The sequence below is a fragment of the Acinetobacter sp. AM genome, assembly GCF_003105055.1.
In the GTDB taxonomy this organism is placed as follows: domain Bacteria; phylum Pseudomonadota; class Gammaproteobacteria; order Pseudomonadales; family Moraxellaceae; genus Acinetobacter; species Acinetobacter tibetensis.
On sequence record NZ_QETG01000002.1, the window covers coordinates 90,007 to 107,946 of the forward strand.

The 17,940-nt window shown below is 39.8% G+C and carries 21 protein-coding genes; 18 read left to right on the forward strand and 3 right to left on the reverse strand.

Annotated features, from left to right (window positions below; genetic code table 11):
• The gene (rhlB, locus tag DCO44_RS01715) at positions 1–1,152 is read left to right on the forward strand and encodes an ATP-dependent RNA helicase RhlB (protein WP_116758903.1); all 1,152 of its coding nucleotides are present in this window, start codon (positions 1–3) and stop codon (positions 1,150–1,152) included.
• Between the two features lie 79 nt (positions 1,153–1,231).
• Here the strand turns inward: rhlB and DCO44_RS01720 are convergent, their stop codons facing one another.
• On the reverse strand, positions 1,232–1,609 hold the full coding sequence (locus DCO44_RS01720) for a hypothetical protein (protein ID WP_116758904.1): 378 nt from the start codon (positions 1,607–1,609) through the stop codon (positions 1,232–1,234).
• 196 nt (positions 1,610–1,805) lie between these two features.
• Here DCO44_RS01720 and DCO44_RS01725 point away from each other — a divergent pair, with 196 nt between their 5' ends.
• From DCO44_RS01725 to DCO44_RS01790, 14 genes are all read left to right on the forward strand, one after another.
• The gene (locus tag DCO44_RS01725) at positions 1,806–2,381 is read left to right on the forward strand and encodes a nitroreductase (protein WP_116758905.1); all 576 of its coding nucleotides are present in this window, start codon (positions 1,806–1,808) and stop codon (positions 2,379–2,381) included.
• A 29-nt stretch (positions 2,382–2,410) separates the two neighbouring features.
• Entirely contained in the window at positions 2,411–3,484 is a 1,074-nt protein-coding gene (locus DCO44_RS01730) for an NAD(P)H-dependent glycerol-3-phosphate dehydrogenase (RefSeq protein WP_116758906.1), read from the forward strand.
• A 113-nt stretch (positions 3,485–3,597) separates the two neighbouring features.
• Complete coding sequence (locus tag DCO44_RS01735; protein WP_116758907.1) at positions 3,598–4,053, forward strand: SixA phosphatase family protein; 456 nt, start codon at positions 3,598–3,600, stop codon at positions 4,051–4,053.
• Positions 4,054–4,080: 27 nt separating this feature from the next.
• Positions 4,081–5,223: a type II secretion system protein GspL gene (gspL, locus tag DCO44_RS01740; RefSeq protein ID WP_116758908.1), complete on the forward strand. Its 1,143-nt coding sequence runs from the start codon at positions 4,081–4,083 to the stop codon at positions 5,221–5,223.
• A complete protein-coding gene (gspM, locus tag DCO44_RS01745) occupies positions 5,223–5,702 on the forward strand; it encodes a type II secretion system protein GspM (RefSeq protein ID WP_116758909.1) in 480 nt (159 codons plus the stop codon). Before gspL ends, gspM begins: the two co-directional genes overlap by 1 nt.
• Before the next feature lie 90 nt (positions 5,703–5,792).
• The gene (locus tag DCO44_RS01750; protein WP_116758910.1) at positions 5,793–6,803 is read left to right on the forward strand and encodes a quinone-dependent dihydroorotate dehydrogenase; all 1,011 of its coding nucleotides are present in this window, start codon (positions 5,793–5,795) and stop codon (positions 6,801–6,803) included.
• Complete coding sequence (locus DCO44_RS01755; protein WP_116758911.1) at positions 6,800–7,384, forward strand: CvpA family protein; 585 nt, start codon at positions 6,800–6,802, stop codon at positions 7,382–7,384. Before DCO44_RS01750 ends, DCO44_RS01755 begins: the two co-directional genes overlap by 4 nt.
• Before the next feature lie 24 nt (positions 7,385–7,408).
• Positions 7,409–8,950 carry an amidophosphoribosyltransferase gene (purF, locus tag DCO44_RS01760; RefSeq protein ID WP_116758912.1) on the forward strand — a complete coding sequence of 514 codons (1,542 nt, stop codon included), beginning with the start codon at positions 7,409–7,411 and terminating at the stop codon, positions 8,948–8,950.
• A gap of 131 nt (positions 8,951–9,081) precedes the next feature.
• A complete protein-coding gene (locus tag DCO44_RS01765) occupies positions 9,082–10,932 on the forward strand; it encodes a M48 family metallopeptidase (RefSeq protein WP_416224510.1) in 1,851 nt (616 codons plus the stop codon).
• A gap of 97 nt (positions 10,933–11,029) precedes the next feature.
• Positions 11,030–11,722 (forward strand): hypothetical protein, encoded by a 693-nt coding sequence (locus tag DCO44_RS01770; RefSeq protein WP_228157488.1) that lies wholly within the window; start codon positions 11,030–11,032, stop codon positions 11,720–11,722.
• On the forward strand, positions 11,715–12,680 hold the full coding sequence (locus DCO44_RS01775) for a 2-hydroxyacid dehydrogenase (RefSeq protein ID WP_116758915.1): 966 nt from the start codon (positions 11,715–11,717) through the stop codon (positions 12,678–12,680). Before DCO44_RS01770 ends, DCO44_RS01775 begins: the two co-directional genes overlap by 8 nt.
• A gap of 120 nt (positions 12,681–12,800) precedes the next feature.
• Positions 12,801–14,204: a M48 family metalloprotease gene (locus DCO44_RS01780; RefSeq protein WP_228157492.1), complete on the forward strand. Its 1,404-nt coding sequence runs from the start codon at positions 12,801–12,803 to the stop codon at positions 14,202–14,204.
• A gap of 47 nt (positions 14,205–14,251) precedes the next feature.
• The gene (locus DCO44_RS01785; RefSeq protein ID WP_116758917.1) at positions 14,252–14,617 is read left to right on the forward strand and encodes a GFA family protein; all 366 of its coding nucleotides are present in this window, start codon (positions 14,252–14,254) and stop codon (positions 14,615–14,617) included.
• A gap of 71 nt (positions 14,618–14,688) precedes the next feature.
• Positions 14,689–15,054: a hypothetical protein gene (locus DCO44_RS01790; protein WP_116759011.1), complete on the forward strand. Its 366-nt coding sequence runs from the start codon at positions 14,689–14,691 to the stop codon at positions 15,052–15,054.
• A 68-nt stretch (positions 15,055–15,122) separates the two neighbouring features.
• On the opposite strand, the gene DCO44_RS01795 is transcribed toward DCO44_RS01790, so the two are convergent.
• Together DCO44_RS01795 and rpsU are read right to left on the reverse strand one after the other, a co-directional pair.
• Positions 15,123–15,569 (reverse strand): GatB/YqeY domain-containing protein, encoded by a 447-nt coding sequence (locus DCO44_RS01795; RefSeq protein ID WP_116758918.1) that lies wholly within the window; start codon positions 15,567–15,569, stop codon positions 15,123–15,125.
• Positions 15,570–15,602: 33 nt separating this feature from the next.
• Positions 15,603–15,818: a 30S ribosomal protein S21 gene (gene rpsU, locus DCO44_RS01800; RefSeq protein ID WP_001136722.1), complete on the reverse strand. Its 216-nt coding sequence runs from the start codon at positions 15,816–15,818 to the stop codon at positions 15,603–15,605.
• A 145-nt stretch (positions 15,819–15,963) separates the two neighbouring features.
• Here rpsU and tsaD point away from each other — a divergent pair, with 145 nt between their 5' ends.
• From tsaD to DCO44_RS01815, 3 genes are all read left to right on the forward strand, one after another.
• Complete coding sequence (gene tsaD, locus DCO44_RS01805) at positions 15,964–16,980, forward strand: tRNA (adenosine(37)-N6)-threonylcarbamoyltransferase complex transferase subunit TsaD (RefSeq protein ID WP_116758919.1); 1,017 nt, start codon at positions 15,964–15,966, stop codon at positions 16,978–16,980.
• Between the two features lie 539 nt (positions 16,981–17,519).
• Positions 17,520–17,783, forward strand: coding sequence for a tetratricopeptide repeat protein (locus DCO44_RS01810; protein ID WP_116758920.1), 264 nt, complete (start codon positions 17,520–17,522; stop codon positions 17,781–17,783).
• A complete protein-coding gene (locus DCO44_RS01815) occupies positions 17,776–17,892 on the forward strand; it encodes an SEL1-like repeat protein (RefSeq protein ID WP_116758921.1) in 117 nt (38 codons plus the stop codon). The genes DCO44_RS01810 and DCO44_RS01815 overlap by 8 nt, the downstream gene beginning before the upstream one ends.
• Positions 17,893–17,940 lie beyond the last annotated feature (48 nt).

Consider the following 17,940-nt stretch of genomic DNA (forward strand, 5'->3'; position numbering starts at 1 on the left):
ATGTCATCTGGTTTTGAAACCCTAAATTTACACCCGCAACTTAAACAAGCGATTGATGCTTTAGGGTTTAAGGAAATGACGCCAATTCAGCAAAAGGTGCTCAAATTTACTTTGGCTGGGCATGACGCGATTGGTCGTGCACAAACTGGTACGGGGAAAACAGCTGCATTTTTGGTTAGCGTGATTAATGATTTACTCAATAATCCGATTAAAGAACAACGTTTTCGTGGTGAACCACGCGCTTTAATTTTGGCACCCACGCGTGAATTGGCATTGCAAATTGAAAGTGATGCGAAACATTTAACGAAGTTTACTGACCTGCACTTGGTGACTTTATTGGGCGGGGTGGATTTTGATAAGCAAAAAGCACAACTCGATAAAAAACCAGTCGATATTATTGTAGCCACACCAGGGCGATTGATTGATTTTGTAGAGCAAAAAGAAGTTTGGTTAGATCAAATTGAATTTTTAGTGATTGATGAAGCAGACCGTTTATTGGATATGGGCTTTATTCCTTCGGTCAAACGGATTGTGCGTTACTCACCGCGTAAAGAGCAGCGCCAAACTCTCATGTTCTCCGCAACTTTTAGCTACGATGTCCTTAACTTGGCACAACAATGGTTGTGTGAGCCAGTCACAGTAGAAATTGAACCTGAAAAGAAAACCAATTCAGATGTAGAACAGCGTGTGTATATGGTTGCGAAGTCTGATAAATATAAATTGCTACAAGATATTTTACATGACGAGCCGATTGAAAAAGTCATGATTTTCGCCAACCGTCGTGATCAAGTTCGTAAGTTATATGACAGCTTAAAGCGTGATGGCTATAAAGTGGTGATGTTGTCGGGCGAAATTGCACAAGATAAACGCCTTAAAATGTTAGACCAGTTTAAGAATGGTCAGCATAATATTATGATTGCAACGGACGTTGCAGGGCGTGGTATTCATGTGGATGGTGTATCGCACGTAGTTAATTTTACTTTACCAGAACAGTCGGATGATTATGTACATCGTATTGGACGTACAGGTCGTGCAGGTACGCGTGGAGTAAGTATCAGCTTCCTTTCTGAGGATGATGCATTTCATTTGCCTGAAATTGAAAAAGCAATTGGGCAGAAGTTGCCTTTAACCCGTTTGGAAGGGTATTGTTAATACAGGTTTAAAACTGAAAAGGGTTAGCATTGAAGCTAACCCTTTTTTATTGCTAGGCAATATGTTGGGCTTGGTTGTGCTAGTTGGCTTTGCAATAAAAGGTAACGACTGTTTGATAGTCTGTATCTTTGGCAATGCTGGTATTGGTGCCTGCAATACTGCCAATTACATCGGCGGCTGATTGAATCATCTGCCCAGTTTTATCATCAACGACGCCTTTTAAAGCGCCGTTGTATTCGGTCTTTTCACTGACGACGATGGGTGTTGAGTTTTTACAGGTTTTGTTTGCTGCTTCAATGGCATTATTTTTAGCGGTGATGTTGGTTTTGCCTAGTCCTGTAACTTCAAATTGGTTGTTTTCTTTTTGAATTACAGTGGATGATGTGGGTGTCGAGGCACAAGCCGTTAGTAAAATAGTAAATAATGCTGTAGTACCTAAAGTTAAAATTTTATTCATGTTTTCCCCAGTCATCATAAGAAATATACGAAACCATAATTTCATGATTATGTTGCCAGTGCTGTATTAAAAATGCAGTTTTATTTTATTGCTGTGTGAAACATGATTTGCAAAGACAATTTATTCAGTTGGCTAGAGTAATATGAAAATATTGTGATACTCTTGTTGAAGTATTTATGTATAGATCTTTAAATCAATGACGGATTTAACAGCTGACCTTATTCATCAAAATATTCATCAACGTCAGTCAATTGGACATCTTGTTGAACCCGCTCCAAATAAAGCCCAGCTCGAATTGGCATTCCAGGCCGCATTAACTGCGCCCGATCACCATCGCCTAAAACCGACAAAATTTGTGGTGATAGAACCAGAGCAACGTGAAGCATTTGGTTTATTGTTGTCTCAAGCACTAGCAGACTTGGGGGAGCAAGACCAAGTTCAACTTGATCGAGTTAAGAATCATCCATTTCGTGCACCATTGTTGGTTCTTGCACTGACTAAGTTTCAAGCGCATATTAAAGTTCCTGATTTTGAGCAGACTTTAAGTACTGGTGCTGCAATTCAAAATTTATTATTGTCTTTACAAGCACAAGGTTTTTCGACCATGTGGCGAAGCGGTGCTGTGGTTGAGTCAAAATTATTAAAACAGGCTTTGGGCTTAACCGAGCATGATTTGATTTCAGGGATTATTTATGTAGGTACAGCGGCTAAGGCAATTCCAGCTCGAGCTGAAATAAATACTGCTGACTATGTAAGTACTTGGAATAAATAAGTTAGATCCATTTTGGGATATAAAAATAAATGTCTGAATTAAACTTTAGTGATTTGGTTGAACCTGTAATTATTGATCGCAAAACGGCTTTACGTGTAACGGTATTGGGCGGGGGGAGTTTTGGAACGGCAATGGCCAATACGGCCGTTCGGAATGGTTGCGATACCATGATCTGGATTCGTGATGAAACGATTGCTGAAGAAATTAACCGTACTCACGTGAATCAACGTTATTTACCAGATTTTCAGTTAGAGCAAAATTTGGTTGCAGTTTCGAATTTAGAAAAAGCAGTACGTGATCGCGATATTATTTTGGTGGCCATTCCAAGTCATTCGTTCCGCGATGTACTTAAGCAGATTCGCCCATTTATTAGTTCGCAAGCTGTGGTGTCTTTAACTAAAGGGATTGAGGCAAAAACCTTTTGCTTTATGAGCGATATTATTCAGCAAGAATTACCAGAAATCCCTTTTGGTGTCCTTTCGGGTCCTAACTTGGCAAAAGAGATTGTTGCGGGGCAGCCTGCGGGTACGGTCATAGCAAGTGATTCTGAATTAGTGCGTTATGCCATACAGCAAGCTTTGCATAGTGCTTTATTTCGTGTATTTGCTAGTGATGATGTAAATGGTGTCGAGCTGGGTGGTGCGCTGAAAAATATTTACGCCGTCGCGATGGGAATGGCAGCCGCCTATAATGTAGGTGAAAATACCAAGAGTATGTTATTAACTCGCGCTTTGGCAGAGATGAGCCGTTTTGCAGTGAAGTTAGGTGCGAACCCATTAACTTTCTTGGGATTGTCGGGTGTTGGTGACTTGTTCGCGACTTGTAATAGTCCTCTCAGTCGTAACTATCAGATTGGTTATGCTCTAGGAAAAGGAAAAAGCTTGGAGCAAGCAACCAAAGAATTAGGACAAACCGCAGAAGGGATTAATACCGTTGTTCAAGTTCGTGCGCGGGCACAAGAGCTAGATGTGTATATGCCAATTACCTGTGCACTTTATGATGTTATTTTTGAAGGTGCTCCACCTTTATCTATTGCAGTGTCATTAATGAAAAATGGTCACCGTAGTGATGTAGAGTTCGTACTACCTCATCATGAAGTTTGATGAATTGAAAGCATTAGAATTGTCATAAATCTTGTTTATACTTGAGAATTGGGCGCCTGCTGAATTTTAATTTGATTATGCTGCTGAGCGCCCTGAAATAATAAGGAAATTTTATGTTACTTACATTGGTTCGTCATGGTGAAGCATCACCTGCAATTGACGGTAATGATATGAAAAGACCACTTACTGCACGTGGTCATCTACAGGCACAAGAAACAGCAGATTACTTAAAAGATGTTGTGCAACCCGATATTTTTATTGTGAGTCCATTATTAAGGGCACAAGAAACTTTGGCGCATATTCAAACGCATTTTAAAGGTGTGCCAGTATTACTTTGTAATGCAATTAAACCAGATGATGATGCACGTGTGGCAGTAGAGTGGTTGTCGCATTTGCCGTATGAGTCAATTGTGGTGGTTTGCCATATGAATGTTGTGGCACATATAGAAGAATTGCTGACGGCTGAGCCTTTTCATCCTTTTTCGTTGGCAGAAGCACGCTGTTATGATCAAAGTGTAATTGCGGCAGGTTTATCAACAGTTCAAAAGCGCTTTGTTCCTCAAGCTTAAATTATTCGAAACGGCAGATAAAAATAAATGTTGTATATATGGATGCCTGAAGCCAATGAGGCATGGCAGTGGTCGCAAGGGGAATTCTGGCAAAGTGCTTTGAGTTTGGAACAGTTGATTCAAGACTTACAGCCTTTTGCTGCTCAAGAAGCGACTGTTTTTTTTCCAAGCCGCCATGCGCAAATGTTGCAACAGCAGTTGAATAAGGCACAGTATAAGCAACTGGGGCAAGAGGGAATTAAATATCTGTTAGAGGAATATATTGTATTCCCTATCGACAGTATGAAAATCTTGCATCATTTTCAAAATCCAGATCAGCTCACTTTGTTGGGAGTTTCTCAGCATTTGGTAGAAACATGGCAGCATTCGCTTTCTTTACTGCCTACAAAAATTACTGCACTTCTTCCTGACTTTTATGCGGCGCCACAACCTCAACAATCAGATGAAACTGTTGTGTTGGACCTGCATGGGCGTTTATTGGTACGAGAAAGTGAGTGGATGGGGTGCTCTATTGATGATTTACCACTCTATTTAGACTATCAAGAGGTGTCTCGAAATTATACTGTCTCTAATTTGAATGCAGGGCAACTGAATAGCTTGCAGGCGCGCGTAACGCAAGATCAAATTCATGGATTTCAATATCACTTTGCGGAACTGAACAAGCCGAAACAACATCCTTTTAATGTTTTACCTAAGCTAAAATCAGAAACAAAAATCTCTGGTTATTGGAAAGCTTGCGCTGCTGTATTGTTTACTATTTTAATTGTTCAGTTTGGATATGATGCTAGTCGTTGGTATAAAAATAAGAAGGTGGCTGATGAAACGGCACTTCAAGCAGTATCTCAATTTAAATATTGGTTTGGGCAAAACTATCCTGTAACCGAGCAGACCTTGAAAAGTCAATTTGAGTTTCAGATGCGGACGAATCAAATGGGGCAAAATGCAGGATTGCAATTGTTGAGCCGAGTTGGTCCAGTATTGATGCAGAATAAAATTATTGCTGATCGAGTCTCGTATGATGCCTCAATTCTTAATTTAGACTTAAAAGCCAATTCATCGGCAGTTTTACAAAACTTAACGCAGCAATTGAATCAACAAGGCTTTAAGGTTGAACTTGGTAATATTCAGCCAAATGGTTCGGGAGTGATTGGTTCGGTGAAAATACAATAATGAAAGCAATGGAAAAATTTCAAAATACACTAGATGGTTGGACTGAGCAATTCACGCAGTATTTGGAGCATTTGTCTGTTCGCGAACGCATCATGGTGATTTTTACGGTGGTCTTTGTATTGGTTGCGGCGGTAGGCTCCGCTTTATGGTATATGCATAAAGCGGCTGAACATCAACAGCAAAGAGTGAGTGAGTTGAAGGATTTAGTGGTGTGGATGCAAAGTAATGCGGTCACCATGAAGCCAGCAGGGGATGTGCAACTCAGTGCAGCCGAAAAAGTACAGCGTGCTGCACAACAACAAGGATTAGGTGTTGCTTCACAGCAGGTGGGTGAACAAATTCAAGTTGTGGTCAGTCATGCAAATTATTCTATTCTGGCAAATTTTTTGACTCAATTAGCCCAGATGGGCTTAAGCATTGAAAAAATGGAACTTCAGTCTAATGCTGGACAGATTAAATTAACAGCGACACTACAATAATAGGTCAAAATAAACAGTTGCCAAGCATGGCGTTTTTGGTGGGCTACGCCTATAATATACCGACTTAAAAAGCAGTAGACTTTTCTAGATATGTTGTATTCTCTAGCCCGCCCTCTGTTGTTTTCTTTAGCACCAGAGCGTGCACATGAGCTAACATTATCCTTGCTGAAATCAGCCCATGCAATGGGGATGATCCGCCAACATGTTGCGGCAAAGCCTGTGACTTGTATGGGTATTGAATTTCCTAACCCTGTAGGTTTAGCTGCTGGCTTAGATAAAAATGGTGCCTATATTGATGCCTTAGCTGCTCTTGGCTTTGGTTTTATTGAAATTGGAACGATTACACCGCGTCCGCAAGCTGGTAATCCTCAGCCACGTCTTTTCCGTTTGCCACAAGCACAAGCCATTATTAACCGTATGGGTTTTAATAATGATGGTGTGGATAAATTAATTGAAAACGTTAAAGCGGCTAAATTTAAAGGTGTTTTAGGGATTAATATTGGTAAAAATGCCGATACACCAGTAGAAAATGCAGTAGATGATTATCTCATTTGCTTAGAAAAAGTTTATAACTACGCTTCTTATATTACGGTTAATATTTCTTCTCCAAACACTAAAAATCTACGTAGTTTACAAAGTGGTGATGCGCTGACTGAGTTATTGGCGACATTAAAGAAGCGTCAGCTTGAGTTGGCTGATGAGCATCAACATTATGTGCCTTTGGTGCTTAAAGTTGCGCCTGATTTAACACCTGAGGATATTGGCTTTATTTCGCAACAATTAATTACCAATAAAATTGATGGGCTAATTGTCACGAATACGACCTTATCGCGTGAAGGTGTGGAAAACTTACCGCAAGGTGATGAGGCGGGCGGATTGTCTGGTGCGCCTGTATTTGAAAAGAGTACGGCATGTTTATCTGCATTTGCTCAGGCACTAAATGGTCAAGTGCCATTGATTGGTGTAGGTGGAATTTTGGCAGGCGAACAAGCACTCGTTAAACAAAATTCGGGCGCAACACTTGTACAAGTGTATAGTGGCCTTATATATACTGGACCGAAACTGGTTAAAGATTGTGTTGATGCTATGCTGGCAAAATGAATACCATTGATATCTTCATACTGATCATTTTGCTCATTGGAGGGCTAAACGGTTTGCGACAAGGATTTGTTAAAGCCTTTGCGAACTTGGTGGGTTGGATTTTTGCACTGATTGTCGGTGCAAAATATGCCGCTATCATTGCTCCTTCAATGCGTGTTCTCAGTCAAGATCCAGTGGTTCAAAAAATTGCAGCGTTTGCCTTTATTGTGTTGGTCATAGTTGTCCTGACTTGGCTCGCAACAGCATTGTTGAATAGTGTTTTAAGTACCTTAAAGTTGGGCCCGCTTAATCGTCTTGCGGGTGGTGCATTTGGAACACTAAAAGGACTGATGGTGGTTTTAATTACAATGCAGGGTTTAAGTCCATGGGTGGAAAGCTCTCCACATTGGAAGCAATCTAAAATGGTTCAATCTTTATTGCCTTATGCGCCATGGGCTGCTCAGTTATCTAAAGATGCAGCACACGAAGCGCTTGAACATATTCAGTCGGAAGATGCTCAGAAATCTTCTCACTCCTTGTCTGAACCAACGTCAAAAGATCATTCGCGTTCAGGCAATTCAACGAATAATCCTTTTTATTAATCCTAGCTTGTCTGCGAGGTTGCTATGTGTGGAGTTGTTGGTATAGCTGGTAAATCACCCGTTAACCAAATGTTGTTTGATGCATTAACGATGTTACAACATCGTGGACAAGATGCAGCTGGGATCGTAACTTGCCATGAAGGACGCCTATTTCTTCGTAAAGACAATGGCATGGTGCGAGATGTTTTTCATACTCGTCATATGCGTGCTTTGCTTGGAAATTATGGTATCGGTCATGTGCGTTATCCAACTGCGGGTTCTTCAAGCAGTGCAGAAGCGCAACCATTTTATGTAAACTCTCCTTATGGTATTACTTTGGCACACAATGGTAACTTAACCAATGCCGAAGAAATTCATGACGATTTGTTTAAAACAGATTTACGTCATATGAATACCGATTCGGATTCAGAAGTTTTACTGAACGTTTTTGCGCATGAATTGCAAAAACGTAGCAAGTTAGTACCAACTCCAGACGATATTTTTCATGTAGTTTCACGTGTTCATGAGCGTTGTAAAGGTGCTTATGGTGTAGTTGCCATGATTACAGGTCAAGGTTTGGTTGGCTTCCGAGATCCGAATGGTATTCGACCATTGATTTACGGTTCACGTATAACCGAGACCGGTGAACATGAATATATCATTGCTTCTGAATCTGTAGCAATTACAGCACTTGGCTTTAAAGTTGAGCGTGATATTGCACCTGGTGAAGCAATTTTTATTAATGTGAATGGTGAAATGTTCACGCAGCAATGCGCTGAAAATCCACAGTACCGTCCATGTATTTTTGAATATGTGTACTTTGCACGTCCAGATGCAATCATTGATGGGATTTCGGTGTATAAAGCTCGCTTAAAAATGGGCGAGAAGTTGGCACACAAGATTCTAAGCGAATGGGGTGAGGAGCACGACATTGATGTAGTGATTCCAATTCCAGATACGTCACGTACTTCGGCATTAGAATTGGCAAATACTTTAGGTGTGAAATTCCGTGAAGGTTTTATGAAAAACCGTTATATCGGTCGTACCTTCATTATGCCGGGTCAGCAGCAACGTAAAAAATCAGTACGTCAAAAATTGAACCCTGTAGAACTCGAGTTCAAAGATAAAAACGTATTGTTGGTGGATGATTCAATTGTACGTGGTACAACGTGTAACGAAATCATTCAAATGGCGCGTGATGCTGGTGCAAAGAAAGTATTCTTTGCTTCGGCGGCACCAATGGTGAAATATCCAAACGTCTACGGTATTGATATGCCGGCCAAACAAGAGCTGATTGCATCAGAGCGTAGTGTTGAAGAAATTCGCGAAATTATTGAAGCAGATCGTTTAATTTTCCAAGATTTGGAAGATTTAAAAGCTGCGGTTCGCACCAGCAAAGTTCCATATTTACAAGACTTCGATTGCTCTGTATTTGATGGTGTTTATGTGGCTGGTGGTATTGATGCTGCTTACTTGGATGAGTTGGAGCAGAAGCGTAGCGACACGGCTAAAAAAACTAAAGATGGCTATATCGATGTCAACATTGATGCCGCTTCTGTTGATTTAACAGGTGTAACCGAGCAATAATTTTCAACTGTTTTGCGTGAAAAAAGGTGGGTATTTCCCGCCTTTTTCATTTATGATGTGGCTGAATTACAATGTAATAAAGGAATTTTACATTGAAAGAAATAGGTGGCTTCTTGATCAAAAATAAAAATATGATGTGGACTGCCAGTATCTGTGCATTGGCTGTTCTTTTGACCATGTTTATTCTCAATACGGTTTTGGGGCTCTTGGTTTATTATTTTGATCAATCACAATCTATTTTTTGGCATCAACTCAGTCCCTACGTCATTATTTTACTGTTGCTGATTATTGGTTCATCTATTCTGTATGAATTTTATGTGTTCCGCTCGGGTGGACATTCGCTGGCAAAACAATTGCGCGCAAGAAGGCTGAGTCTAATTGAAAGCACGCCTGAAGAATTTATTGCGCTAAAGATTGCGGAACAGCTTTCCGACCGATTTCTCATTGATACTCCTGCTGTATATGTGCTGCCCGATGAAGTTGGAGTGAATGCACTCACAGCGGGTTTTTTACCACGTGATATTGCTATTATTTTAACTTGGGGGGCTTTGCAGAATTTAGATGAATCTGAGTTGTTTGGCTTATTGAGTCATGAATTTAATCAGATTTTATCGGGTGAAACTGCGGACAATACGCGTCTTAAAATTTTATACAGTGGGCTAACAACTTTCAGTCAATGGGGGAGTAAGGTCGCGAAATTAGGATTTAGTCGACGCGAATATAATCAGCCGCAAAAATTCGAAACTATTTTAGTGGCACTTGGTGGTGTTATTTGGTTAGTGGGAAGTTTGGGAGTCTTAATCACGCGATTTATTAAGTACTTAACTTTAGGTAGTCGTACCTTTAGAAATGATTTAAAAACCAAGCGGCTGATTCAAAATAACGCCAATATACAGACGTTATTACGTATTTATGTGCATCACGCAGGTTCACAAATTCATAGTGAATACTCAGAATCCATTTCACATATGTGTTTTGCTAATTCACTTAGTCCACAAAGTTGGATGAATATTCACCCAAGTATTGAGCAGCGGATTTATGAAATGAATCCTGGATTAGTACAGGATTTACAGCTAGAAAATCTAAAAAGACTGAAAAATCAGCCGCTATTTGGTTTGTTTCGTCCATTAGAAGAAATTAATGCTGAATATCATACACCTTGGAGTTCACCTCAGCCTTTGCCTCTTTTGCGTTTATCTCCAATTAGTTTTGCCATTAAAGATGCAATAAAACCTTTGAATCCTGAGGTGCGTAGTTCTATGCAACGCCCAGAATTGATTGAACGCGCATTACAGACAGCAACAGGTTCGCGCGAGGTCATGGTTGCGATTCTCATGATCCGCCAATACCGTGAGTTTATTCCAGCAGAAGCGGAAGTGAGTCGTGCGATTATAGATGCTTTACTCCATTTGGATGGTCGCGTCCATTTATCTATTTTCCATGAAGCATGTGCCAATATTGGTGGAATGCCAGCGACAATTGCTCGCCAATTTGTCACTAAACTGGCTCGAATTATTCAAGAGGATGGTGAAATTGGGCTATTGGATGCGTTGTTACTGGAGCGGGTAAAATACGAATTAAACTTATTGCCTACACATACTCCAACTGCTTTAGATGAGGTGAAGCCGCAAATTGTTCGTTTAGTCGATGCGTTATTGCATGTGCAACAAATCAATAGCGATAATCAGTTGGATGTACGTGAAAAAATATTAAAACGAATTTTAACGGCAGAAGAGTTGGAAGTTTATGAAGAAATTTCTGATGAGCCGATTGATCTTGCAGAAATTGTGCATGATATATCGGGTTTGTTATTACGTGATCGCTTAATTATATTGGGGATTGCGGAGTTATGTCTTTGGAATGACCGCATTATTACGCAAGATGAATTGGATGTTTTAGAATTATTATATTGGCGTTTTGGTTTTGAAACTTCAGAAATTGTTGAGCAAATGCAAAAGAAAAATAGTTTAATGATTATGTAATTCAGATATAAATTTATATCTTATAGGTATCTGTGAGTGCTTTAATAAAGCACAGCAAAATGATGTGAATGTCGTTAGAATAGCGCTAAAGATTGAGATGTTGAACATAGAAATGATGGGGCACCAGCGAGATATATTGGCAACGATGGGAATTGATATATGGATTCCTAACCATGTCACTCGCGTACAGCAAACTCAGTCATCTTCTTTATGGCGTGATCAAGCTCTAGCTGAGGTGATGGCAGAATTACCTCAAAGTCAGATTGATATCTCTGCTTTGAGCCAGCCAGATGTTACGGAAATAGATACAGCATTAACTCAGTTTTTTGAAATTGAACAAGAAAGCCGTCAACAACATGCCCAAGCAGCATTGTCTGAGCCTTTAAAAGTAGATCCACAGCCTGCGATTCACATAGATGCATTCGAACTACAAGCGATCAGCATGGCATCATGTTTAATTGTCATAGATGCATCTGTGTTAAGTGAGAAACAAGCCGAGTTATGGATAAATATACAACGTGCGATACTCACCGAATATCATGAGTTGAAATGGCCATTTCCGTTGGCTGAAATGCAAGATGGTCGTGGTGCATCAAGTTATGTTCGTGGTTTTATTGATGCGATTGGGGTAGACAAAGATCTGATAGCATTAGGGGTGATTTCTCAATTACAACACGTAGATCTCCATCAATTGGCAAGTTTGCAGGACATGCTTGATCAGCCAATTTTGAAAAAACGTTTGTGGCAGTTTATGCAAAAATCACTCAATACACGGATGACTGATGAATAAAAAAGTTGTTGTTTTTAGCCAAATTGATCCAGAAATTCTAGCTCGCTTACAGGCACAATACAATGTTGTGGTTATAGATCCTAAACAAGGTGATGTGAATCAGCAAATTCAACAGCATGTTCAGGATGCAGATGGCATGATTGGTGCAGGTCGATTGCTTAATGAAAGTAATTTGGCTACTGCACAGCAGCTCAAGATTATTTCTAGTGTTAGTGTGGGTTACGATAACTACGATGTAGATTATTTGAATCAAAAAAATATTTGGTTAAGTCATACACCGCATGTATTAACAGAAACTACAGCGGATTTGGCATTTACCTTGCTCATGAGTGCAGCGCGTAAAGTACCATATTTAGACCATTGGACTAAAAGTGGTGAATGGAAGCGTACAGTATCGCAAGCGCAGTTTGGTCAAGACATTCATGGAAAAACCTTGGGGATTATAGGGTTAGGTAATATTGGGGCAGCAATCGCACGTCGTGGTTTATATGGCTTTAATATGAATATTTTGTACCATAATCGCCGCGAAAAATTAGAAATGGCACAGCCACTCAATGCGCAATACTGTTCTTTAGAGCAATTGTTGCAACAGTCAGACTTTGTTGTGGTTGCGGTTGATTTAAATAATGAATCTAAAGCCTTACTCTCACATCTACATTTTGATCTGATGCAGTCGCATGCGGTATTGGTGAATATCGCGCGTGGTTCAGTGATTGATGAGCAAGCTTTAATTCAAGCATTGAAAGATCGTAAAATTTTTGCTGCTGGTTTAGATGTTTATGAGAAAGAACCACTCCAAAGGTCTGAACTATTTCAGTTAGACAATGTGGTGACTTTACCTCATGTGGGGTCTGCAACAGCAGAGACACGGAAGAAAATGGCTGAGCTTGCCTATCGTAATTTAGTCGATGCTTTGGATGGACGCCAACCACGTTATTTGGTTAATCCTGACTTTTAAAATATTGATAACACATCATTGCAAATCCTAAGTTGTTTCAATGTTATAGTTTGCTCAGAATGAATAAGATCCTGAGACGTAACATTGAAACGGTTTTTTGCTATTGGTAGTTTTTGTGTAATCACCCATATAGCTTGGGCAGATGTTACACACTTCTCATCATCTCCTCAGTTTAATGTTCCTGAAATTGGCAGTGGAATAGGTTTGATTGATCGCCAAAATGAAAAAATGATTGGTGAGAAAGTCTATCGTGAAGTGCAACATCAATTACCTATTGCCCATAATACGTGGCTAGAAGATCAACTTTTATCTGTATTTTCAAATATTCTAAGTCAGACTCAGTTGGGTCAGCCCATTGGTTTGGTCTTGGTTAATGATGCTCAAATTAATGCTTTTGCAGTGCCAGGGGGCTTATTTGCTTTAAATACAGGCATGATTACTTCTGCGCGTAATTTGGATGAAATTGCAGGGGTAATGGCGCATGAGATTGCACATGTAACACAACGACATTACAGTCGTTCTCAAGAGGCGTTTAAAGGACAGAGCCTTTTGGCTTTGGCGGGAATTATTGTTGGGGCTTTGGTAGCTTCACAGGCAGACGGCAATGCCGGGGCTGCGGTGATGATGGGTTCCCAAGCTGCTTTAATGGATCAGCAGTTGACTTATAGTCGTAATCAGGAGCGGGAAGCTGATCGGATAGGAATGCAGTATATGTATGCCGCTGGTTATAATCCGCAAAGCATGGCTGATTATTTTGAGGTGATGCACCGAACAACCAGTCAAGTGAGCTTTTTACCTGACTTTTGGTTGACCCATCCTTTAACTACAGAGCGTATGAGTGAAGCACGTTTACGTGCAAATCAGTTACCTCAAGTTAAAAGTGGTATGCGCGATGAAAATTTTGAAATCTTAAAATGGTATACCTTGGTTGTTACTAATCAAGCGACAGAATTGCAATTACAGACCCTTGCAAAACAGGGGAGCTTTGCTGGGGAATTGGCTTTAGCGGCTTTTTATAATCAGCAGGGTGACTATGTATTGGCTCAAACACAGCTCAATCAGCTCAAAAAACAAAAGAAGTTACATAATTTACTCACTTTGATTCAAACAGATGTTTATCTTGGTCAAAATAAATTAGATGATGCTTATCAGGCCATTGAATCACCGGCAAGAATTATGCCTGAGAATCGAGCTTTGGCTTATAAATTGGCGGAAGTGTTGATTCGTCAAAAGCAACCCGCACAAGCGAATAATTTGGTACAAAATTTTGTGAATCAAAACCCGCGGGATATTACGGGGTGGCGTTTGTTGCAACAATCAGCGAATATAGATGTTGCCTCGCCGCTAAGAGCTGTCAATGTTTTGCGTTATCGTGCTGAAGTTGAATATTGGAGTGGTTTGGAAGAAGGTGCTATAAAGTCATTATTGCATGCACAGCGTTTGGCGAAGGATAATGTTGCAATGTCTGCGCAATTAAAACAGCGTATTGACCAAATGCAACAAGAACGCCAACTTAAAATTTAGGGCATCAATACGGCATTTAAAAATTATAAGAATAATAGGAGGATAAAATGATAGAGGGGCAATGTTTATGCGGAACGGTCAGTTACCGTTATCATGGGGAAATTGAGAAATCAATTTTGTGTTACTGTCAGCATTGCCAAAAAGCACAAGGCAGTTTCGCTGGTTGGAATAGCCCATTACAAAAGTCATTATTTGAAGTAGTACGTGGAGTGAAAGTGCTTAAAGAGTATTTTCACAGTCCGAATAAAGCACGTGTTTTTTGTCAAGAATGTGGCAGCCCTATTTTTTCTTATCGTATTGATTTGCCTGATGTAATTCGTTTGCGATTGGGAACGGTTACACAAGGAGAAATTCCTGCACCAAGCGAAGAGGCATTCAAGCAATATAAACCTGAATTTATTCAAATAAAATAAACGGTGCTAGTTTTGCTATAGTTGGCGCTGTATGATGGCGTTCAATCATTTTTTGATTTTTAATGGTTCACATGAAGAATAAAGTTCAATTTTTAGCAGCACTTTGGCTTGCTGTTTCTTGTGGTTCGGCTTTTGCGAGTGTCGAAGATTATGTGGTTACGGTGGATAAAATTAATCGTAATTACAAGGCGGATATTCGACAGTTCTTTGCGCAACTTAATCCGCAGCAAACCAATTTTACTGCTGAACAGCAAATGCGATATTGTGGAATTATGGGGCGTTATGTAGATCAGCTATATATAGCAGCTGACAAGAATAGAAGTTCGCTTGATGCGCAATATCGGAATTTAACCAAGCAAGATGTAATTCAACAAGTAATGTCATCTAAAGAAATGATGATTTTGAAGAAATATAATGTGCAGTGTAATTTGACTTAAATGCGGTTATCTAAGAACTGTCTTATTGTTAAGGCAGTTCAACGATAAAGAAAGAATATTGTGAAAGATTAAGCCAGTTTTGCTTTAATTTTTGCTGAAACTTGAGAAGGATCGGCGCGCCCGGCTATGAGCGGACGCAGAGAATTCATCACCTTACCCATATCTTTCATGCTAGTAGCTTCTTGCGCTGCAATCGTTTGCGCAATCATGGAATCAAGTTCTTCCTCAGTCATAGCTTCTGGTAGAAATTGAGATAAAACCTCAAGTTCGGCTTGTTCCTTACTAGCTAAATCTTCTCGACCAGCGCCTTCAAAGGCTTTGATCGATTCTTTACGTTGTTTAATTTGTTTTTCAATGACCGCAAGAACTTGAGTGTCGTCAAGTTCTTTGCGCTCATCGACTTCGATTTGCTTAATTGCCGCCTGTAGACCACGAATTACCGTTAACTTATCCATTTCTTTAGCACGCATAGTGGCTTTCAAAACTTCAGTTATTTGGTTTTTTAAAGTAGTCATTATTTAATCCAGGCAGTCAATCACAAATTAATCTTAGTAAAGGCGAGTAGTACGTACTGATTCACGCGCCAATTTCTTTTGGTAGCGTTTAACAGCAGCAGCTTTTTTGCGCTTACGTTCTTGAGTTGGTTTCTCGTAGAATTCGCGCTTACGAACGTCAGCTAAAACACCCGCTTTTTCGCATGAACGTTTGAAACGACGGATAGCTACGTCTACTGGTTCGCCTTCTTTCAATTTAACTTGTGGCATGAAGAATCCTCATTAAGTTATGGATAAGATCTGGGCGACATTGCCCTGATCACAAGTGAAGGTCAGTATTTTACTCATTTACATCTCATACCACAAGTCTATAATGGTTCACGCAATAGATTTGATACAGGTTATAGGCAGTTTAATGATCGTTTTAGGCTTAGAAACATCTTGTGATGAAACAGGTTTAGCACTGTATGACAGTGAAAACGGCTTACGCGGTCAAGTTTTGTATAGTCAGATTAAGCTGCATGCAGAATATGGTGGCGTCGTACCAGAGCTGGCTTCGCGTGACCATGTACGCAAATTGATTCCATTATTAAATCAATTGCTTTCGGACAGTGGTGTTAAAAAATCTGAAATTGACGCGGTCGCGTATACACGTGGACCAGGATTAATGGGCGCGCTCATGACAGGCGCTTTGTTTGGTCGAACTTTGGCTTTTGCTTTAAATAAACCTGCTATTGGTGTGCATCATATGGAAGGGCATATGTTGGCACCTTTGCTATCAGCAACACCACCACAGTTTCCATTTGTTGCATTACTTGTGTCTGGTGGACATTCGCAGTTAATGGCAGCTTATGGCATTGGGCAATATGAATTACTTGGTGAATCGATTGATGATGCTGCGGGTGAAGCCTTTGATAAAGTCGCGAAAATGATGGGGTTACCATATCCAGGTGGTCCAAATATTTCTAAACTTGCAGAGCAAGGCGATCCTAACGCATTTGCTTTCCCTCGCCCAATGTTGCATCAAGGCTTGGAATTTTCATTTAGTGGTTTAAAGACAGCCGTATCTGTACAAATGAAAAAATTAGGTGATGAAAACCGTGATGCTGATATTGCTGCGAGTTTCCAAGAAGCCATTGTGGACACTTTAGTTAAAAAATCTGTCAAAGCATTAAAACAAACAGGTTTAAAACGTTTAGTGATTGCGGGGGGTGTAAGTGCGAATAAGCGTTTACGTGAACGTTTGGAAGCAGATTTAGCCAAAGTTCGCGCTCAGGTTTATTATGCTGAGCCTGCACTTTGTACTGATAATGGTGCCATGATCGCATTTGCAGGCTATCAGCGTTTAAAAGCAGGGCAGCAAGATGGTTTGGCAGTGACGACGACTCCTCGCTGGCCAATGACAGAGTTAAGTAATCCTGCGGACATTTAAGTCGTCTTAATTAAATTGCATTACCATAAAAAAGCCCGACATCTCGTCGGGCTTTTTCGTATCGAGTATTCGGTATAACTCCTGTCGTACTTCACGTCCTAGTACTGACTTTATCATTGTTGTTTTGAGGTTTGGAACATCCTGTTCTCTATGACTTCATAATATAAATCTTGTGAGGAATGGTATGGAGATTATCTGCCTGAATAGGTGTAAGCAGAAGTGTACAGAGTTGTAATACACTTACCCCTAGGGTTATCCACAGAAATTGCGGATAAAATTAGGGGTTCTAAGCCTTGATTTACCTAGTATTATTAAGTTTAAGTATGTTTTTTGATCTATCGAGTGTGTTGAAAATGAGAGCACTGTTGAGAAGAAGTAGATGATCTAAAATATGAATAATTTTTCATGTGATGTATTGGTGGTGAGTTAAGTATGTTGTGAGTGAGTTAATATTTAGATAACTATCAATTTTATAAGAGTTATTTAAATTTTGCTTATAATCAACTAGATTAAATTAACGATGTTTAAATGTTAAACAAATGAGTATTAAAAATATTTTATTTAAAGTAACTGTTTTACCTATATTACTTGCTATTAGTCCAACTTTTACCAAATTTGTAATCTTTATGTACACATCAATATTTGCTAATCGAGGGCATACAAATGCCCAGTATAATTTGGGAACACTTTATCAGGTTGGTCAAGGTGTACTTCAAAACTATGAGGAAGCAGTTAAATGGTATAGAAAGGCGGCTGATCAGGAGGATATGAGCGCTCAATATAAGCCTAGGGACTATGTATGACAACGGCTATGGCGTTGTCAAAAACACTGTATTGGCAAAAGAATGGTATTCAAAAGCCGCGAATAATGGTCATGCCCAAGCCCAATTGGTACTTGATGAAATGCAATAATTATAGATTTCGCTAATGCACAAATATTTTTCCATTTATAAGACAATA

What these genes read in the sequence shown, in the direction of transcription:
- rhlB (WP_116758903.1), top strand. Translation starts at nt 1, where the DNA reads ATGTCATCTGGTTTTGAAACCCTAAATTTACACCCGCAACTTAAACAA.
- DCO44_RS01720 (WP_116758904.1), bottom strand. Translation starts at nt 1,609, where the DNA reads ATGAATAAAATTTTAACTTTAGGTACTACAGCATTATTTACTATTTTA.
- DCO44_RS01725 (WP_116758905.1), top strand. Translation starts at nt 1,806, where the DNA reads ATGACGGATTTAACAGCTGACCTTATTCATCAAAATATTCATCAACGT.
- DCO44_RS01730 (WP_116758906.1), top strand. Translation starts at nt 2,411, where the DNA reads ATGTCTGAATTAAACTTTAGTGATTTGGTTGAACCTGTAATTATTGAT.
- DCO44_RS01735 (WP_116758907.1), top strand. Translation starts at nt 3,598, where the DNA reads ATGTTACTTACATTGGTTCGTCATGGTGAAGCATCACCTGCAATTGAC.
- gspL (WP_116758908.1), top strand. Translation starts at nt 4,081, where the DNA reads ATGTTGTATATATGGATGCCTGAAGCCAATGAGGCATGGCAGTGGTCG.
- gspM (WP_116758909.1), top strand. Translation starts at nt 5,223, where the DNA reads ATGAAAGCAATGGAAAAATTTCAAAATACACTAGATGGTTGGACTGAG.
- DCO44_RS01750 (WP_116758910.1), top strand. Translation starts at nt 5,793, where the DNA reads ATGTTGTATTCTCTAGCCCGCCCTCTGTTGTTTTCTTTAGCACCAGAG.
- DCO44_RS01755 (WP_116758911.1), top strand. Translation starts at nt 6,800, where the DNA reads ATGAATACCATTGATATCTTCATACTGATCATTTTGCTCATTGGAGGG.
- purF (WP_116758912.1), top strand. Translation starts at nt 7,409, where the DNA reads ATGTGTGGAGTTGTTGGTATAGCTGGTAAATCACCCGTTAACCAAATG.
- DCO44_RS01765 (WP_416224510.1), top strand. Translation starts at nt 9,082, where the DNA reads ATGATGTGGACTGCCAGTATCTGTGCATTGGCTGTTCTTTTGACCATG.
- DCO44_RS01770 (WP_228157488.1), top strand. Translation starts at nt 11,030, where the DNA reads ATGTTGAACATAGAAATGATGGGGCACCAGCGAGATATATTGGCAACG.
- DCO44_RS01775 (WP_116758915.1), top strand. Translation starts at nt 11,715, where the DNA reads ATGAATAAAAAAGTTGTTGTTTTTAGCCAAATTGATCCAGAAATTCTA.
- DCO44_RS01785 (WP_116758917.1), top strand. Translation starts at nt 14,252, where the DNA reads ATGATAGAGGGGCAATGTTTATGCGGAACGGTCAGTTACCGTTATCAT.
- DCO44_RS01790 (WP_116759011.1), top strand. Translation starts at nt 14,689, where the DNA reads ATGAAGAATAAAGTTCAATTTTTAGCAGCACTTTGGCTTGCTGTTTCT.
- DCO44_RS01795 (WP_116758918.1), bottom strand. Translation starts at nt 15,569, where the DNA reads ATGACTACTTTAAAAAACCAAATAACTGAAGTTTTGAAAGCCACTATG.
- rpsU (WP_001136722.1), bottom strand. Translation starts at nt 15,818, where the DNA reads ATGCCACAAGTTAAATTGAAAGAAGGCGAACCAGTAGACGTAGCTATC.
- tsaD (WP_116758919.1), top strand. Translation starts at nt 15,964, where the DNA reads ATGATCGTTTTAGGCTTAGAAACATCTTGTGATGAAACAGGTTTAGCA.
- DCO44_RS01810 (WP_116758920.1), top strand. Translation starts at nt 17,520, where the DNA reads ATGAGTATTAAAAATATTTTATTTAAAGTAACTGTTTTACCTATATTA.
- DCO44_RS01815 (WP_116758921.1), top strand. Translation starts at nt 17,776, where the DNA reads ATGTATGACAACGGCTATGGCGTTGTCAAAAACACTGTATTGGCAAAA.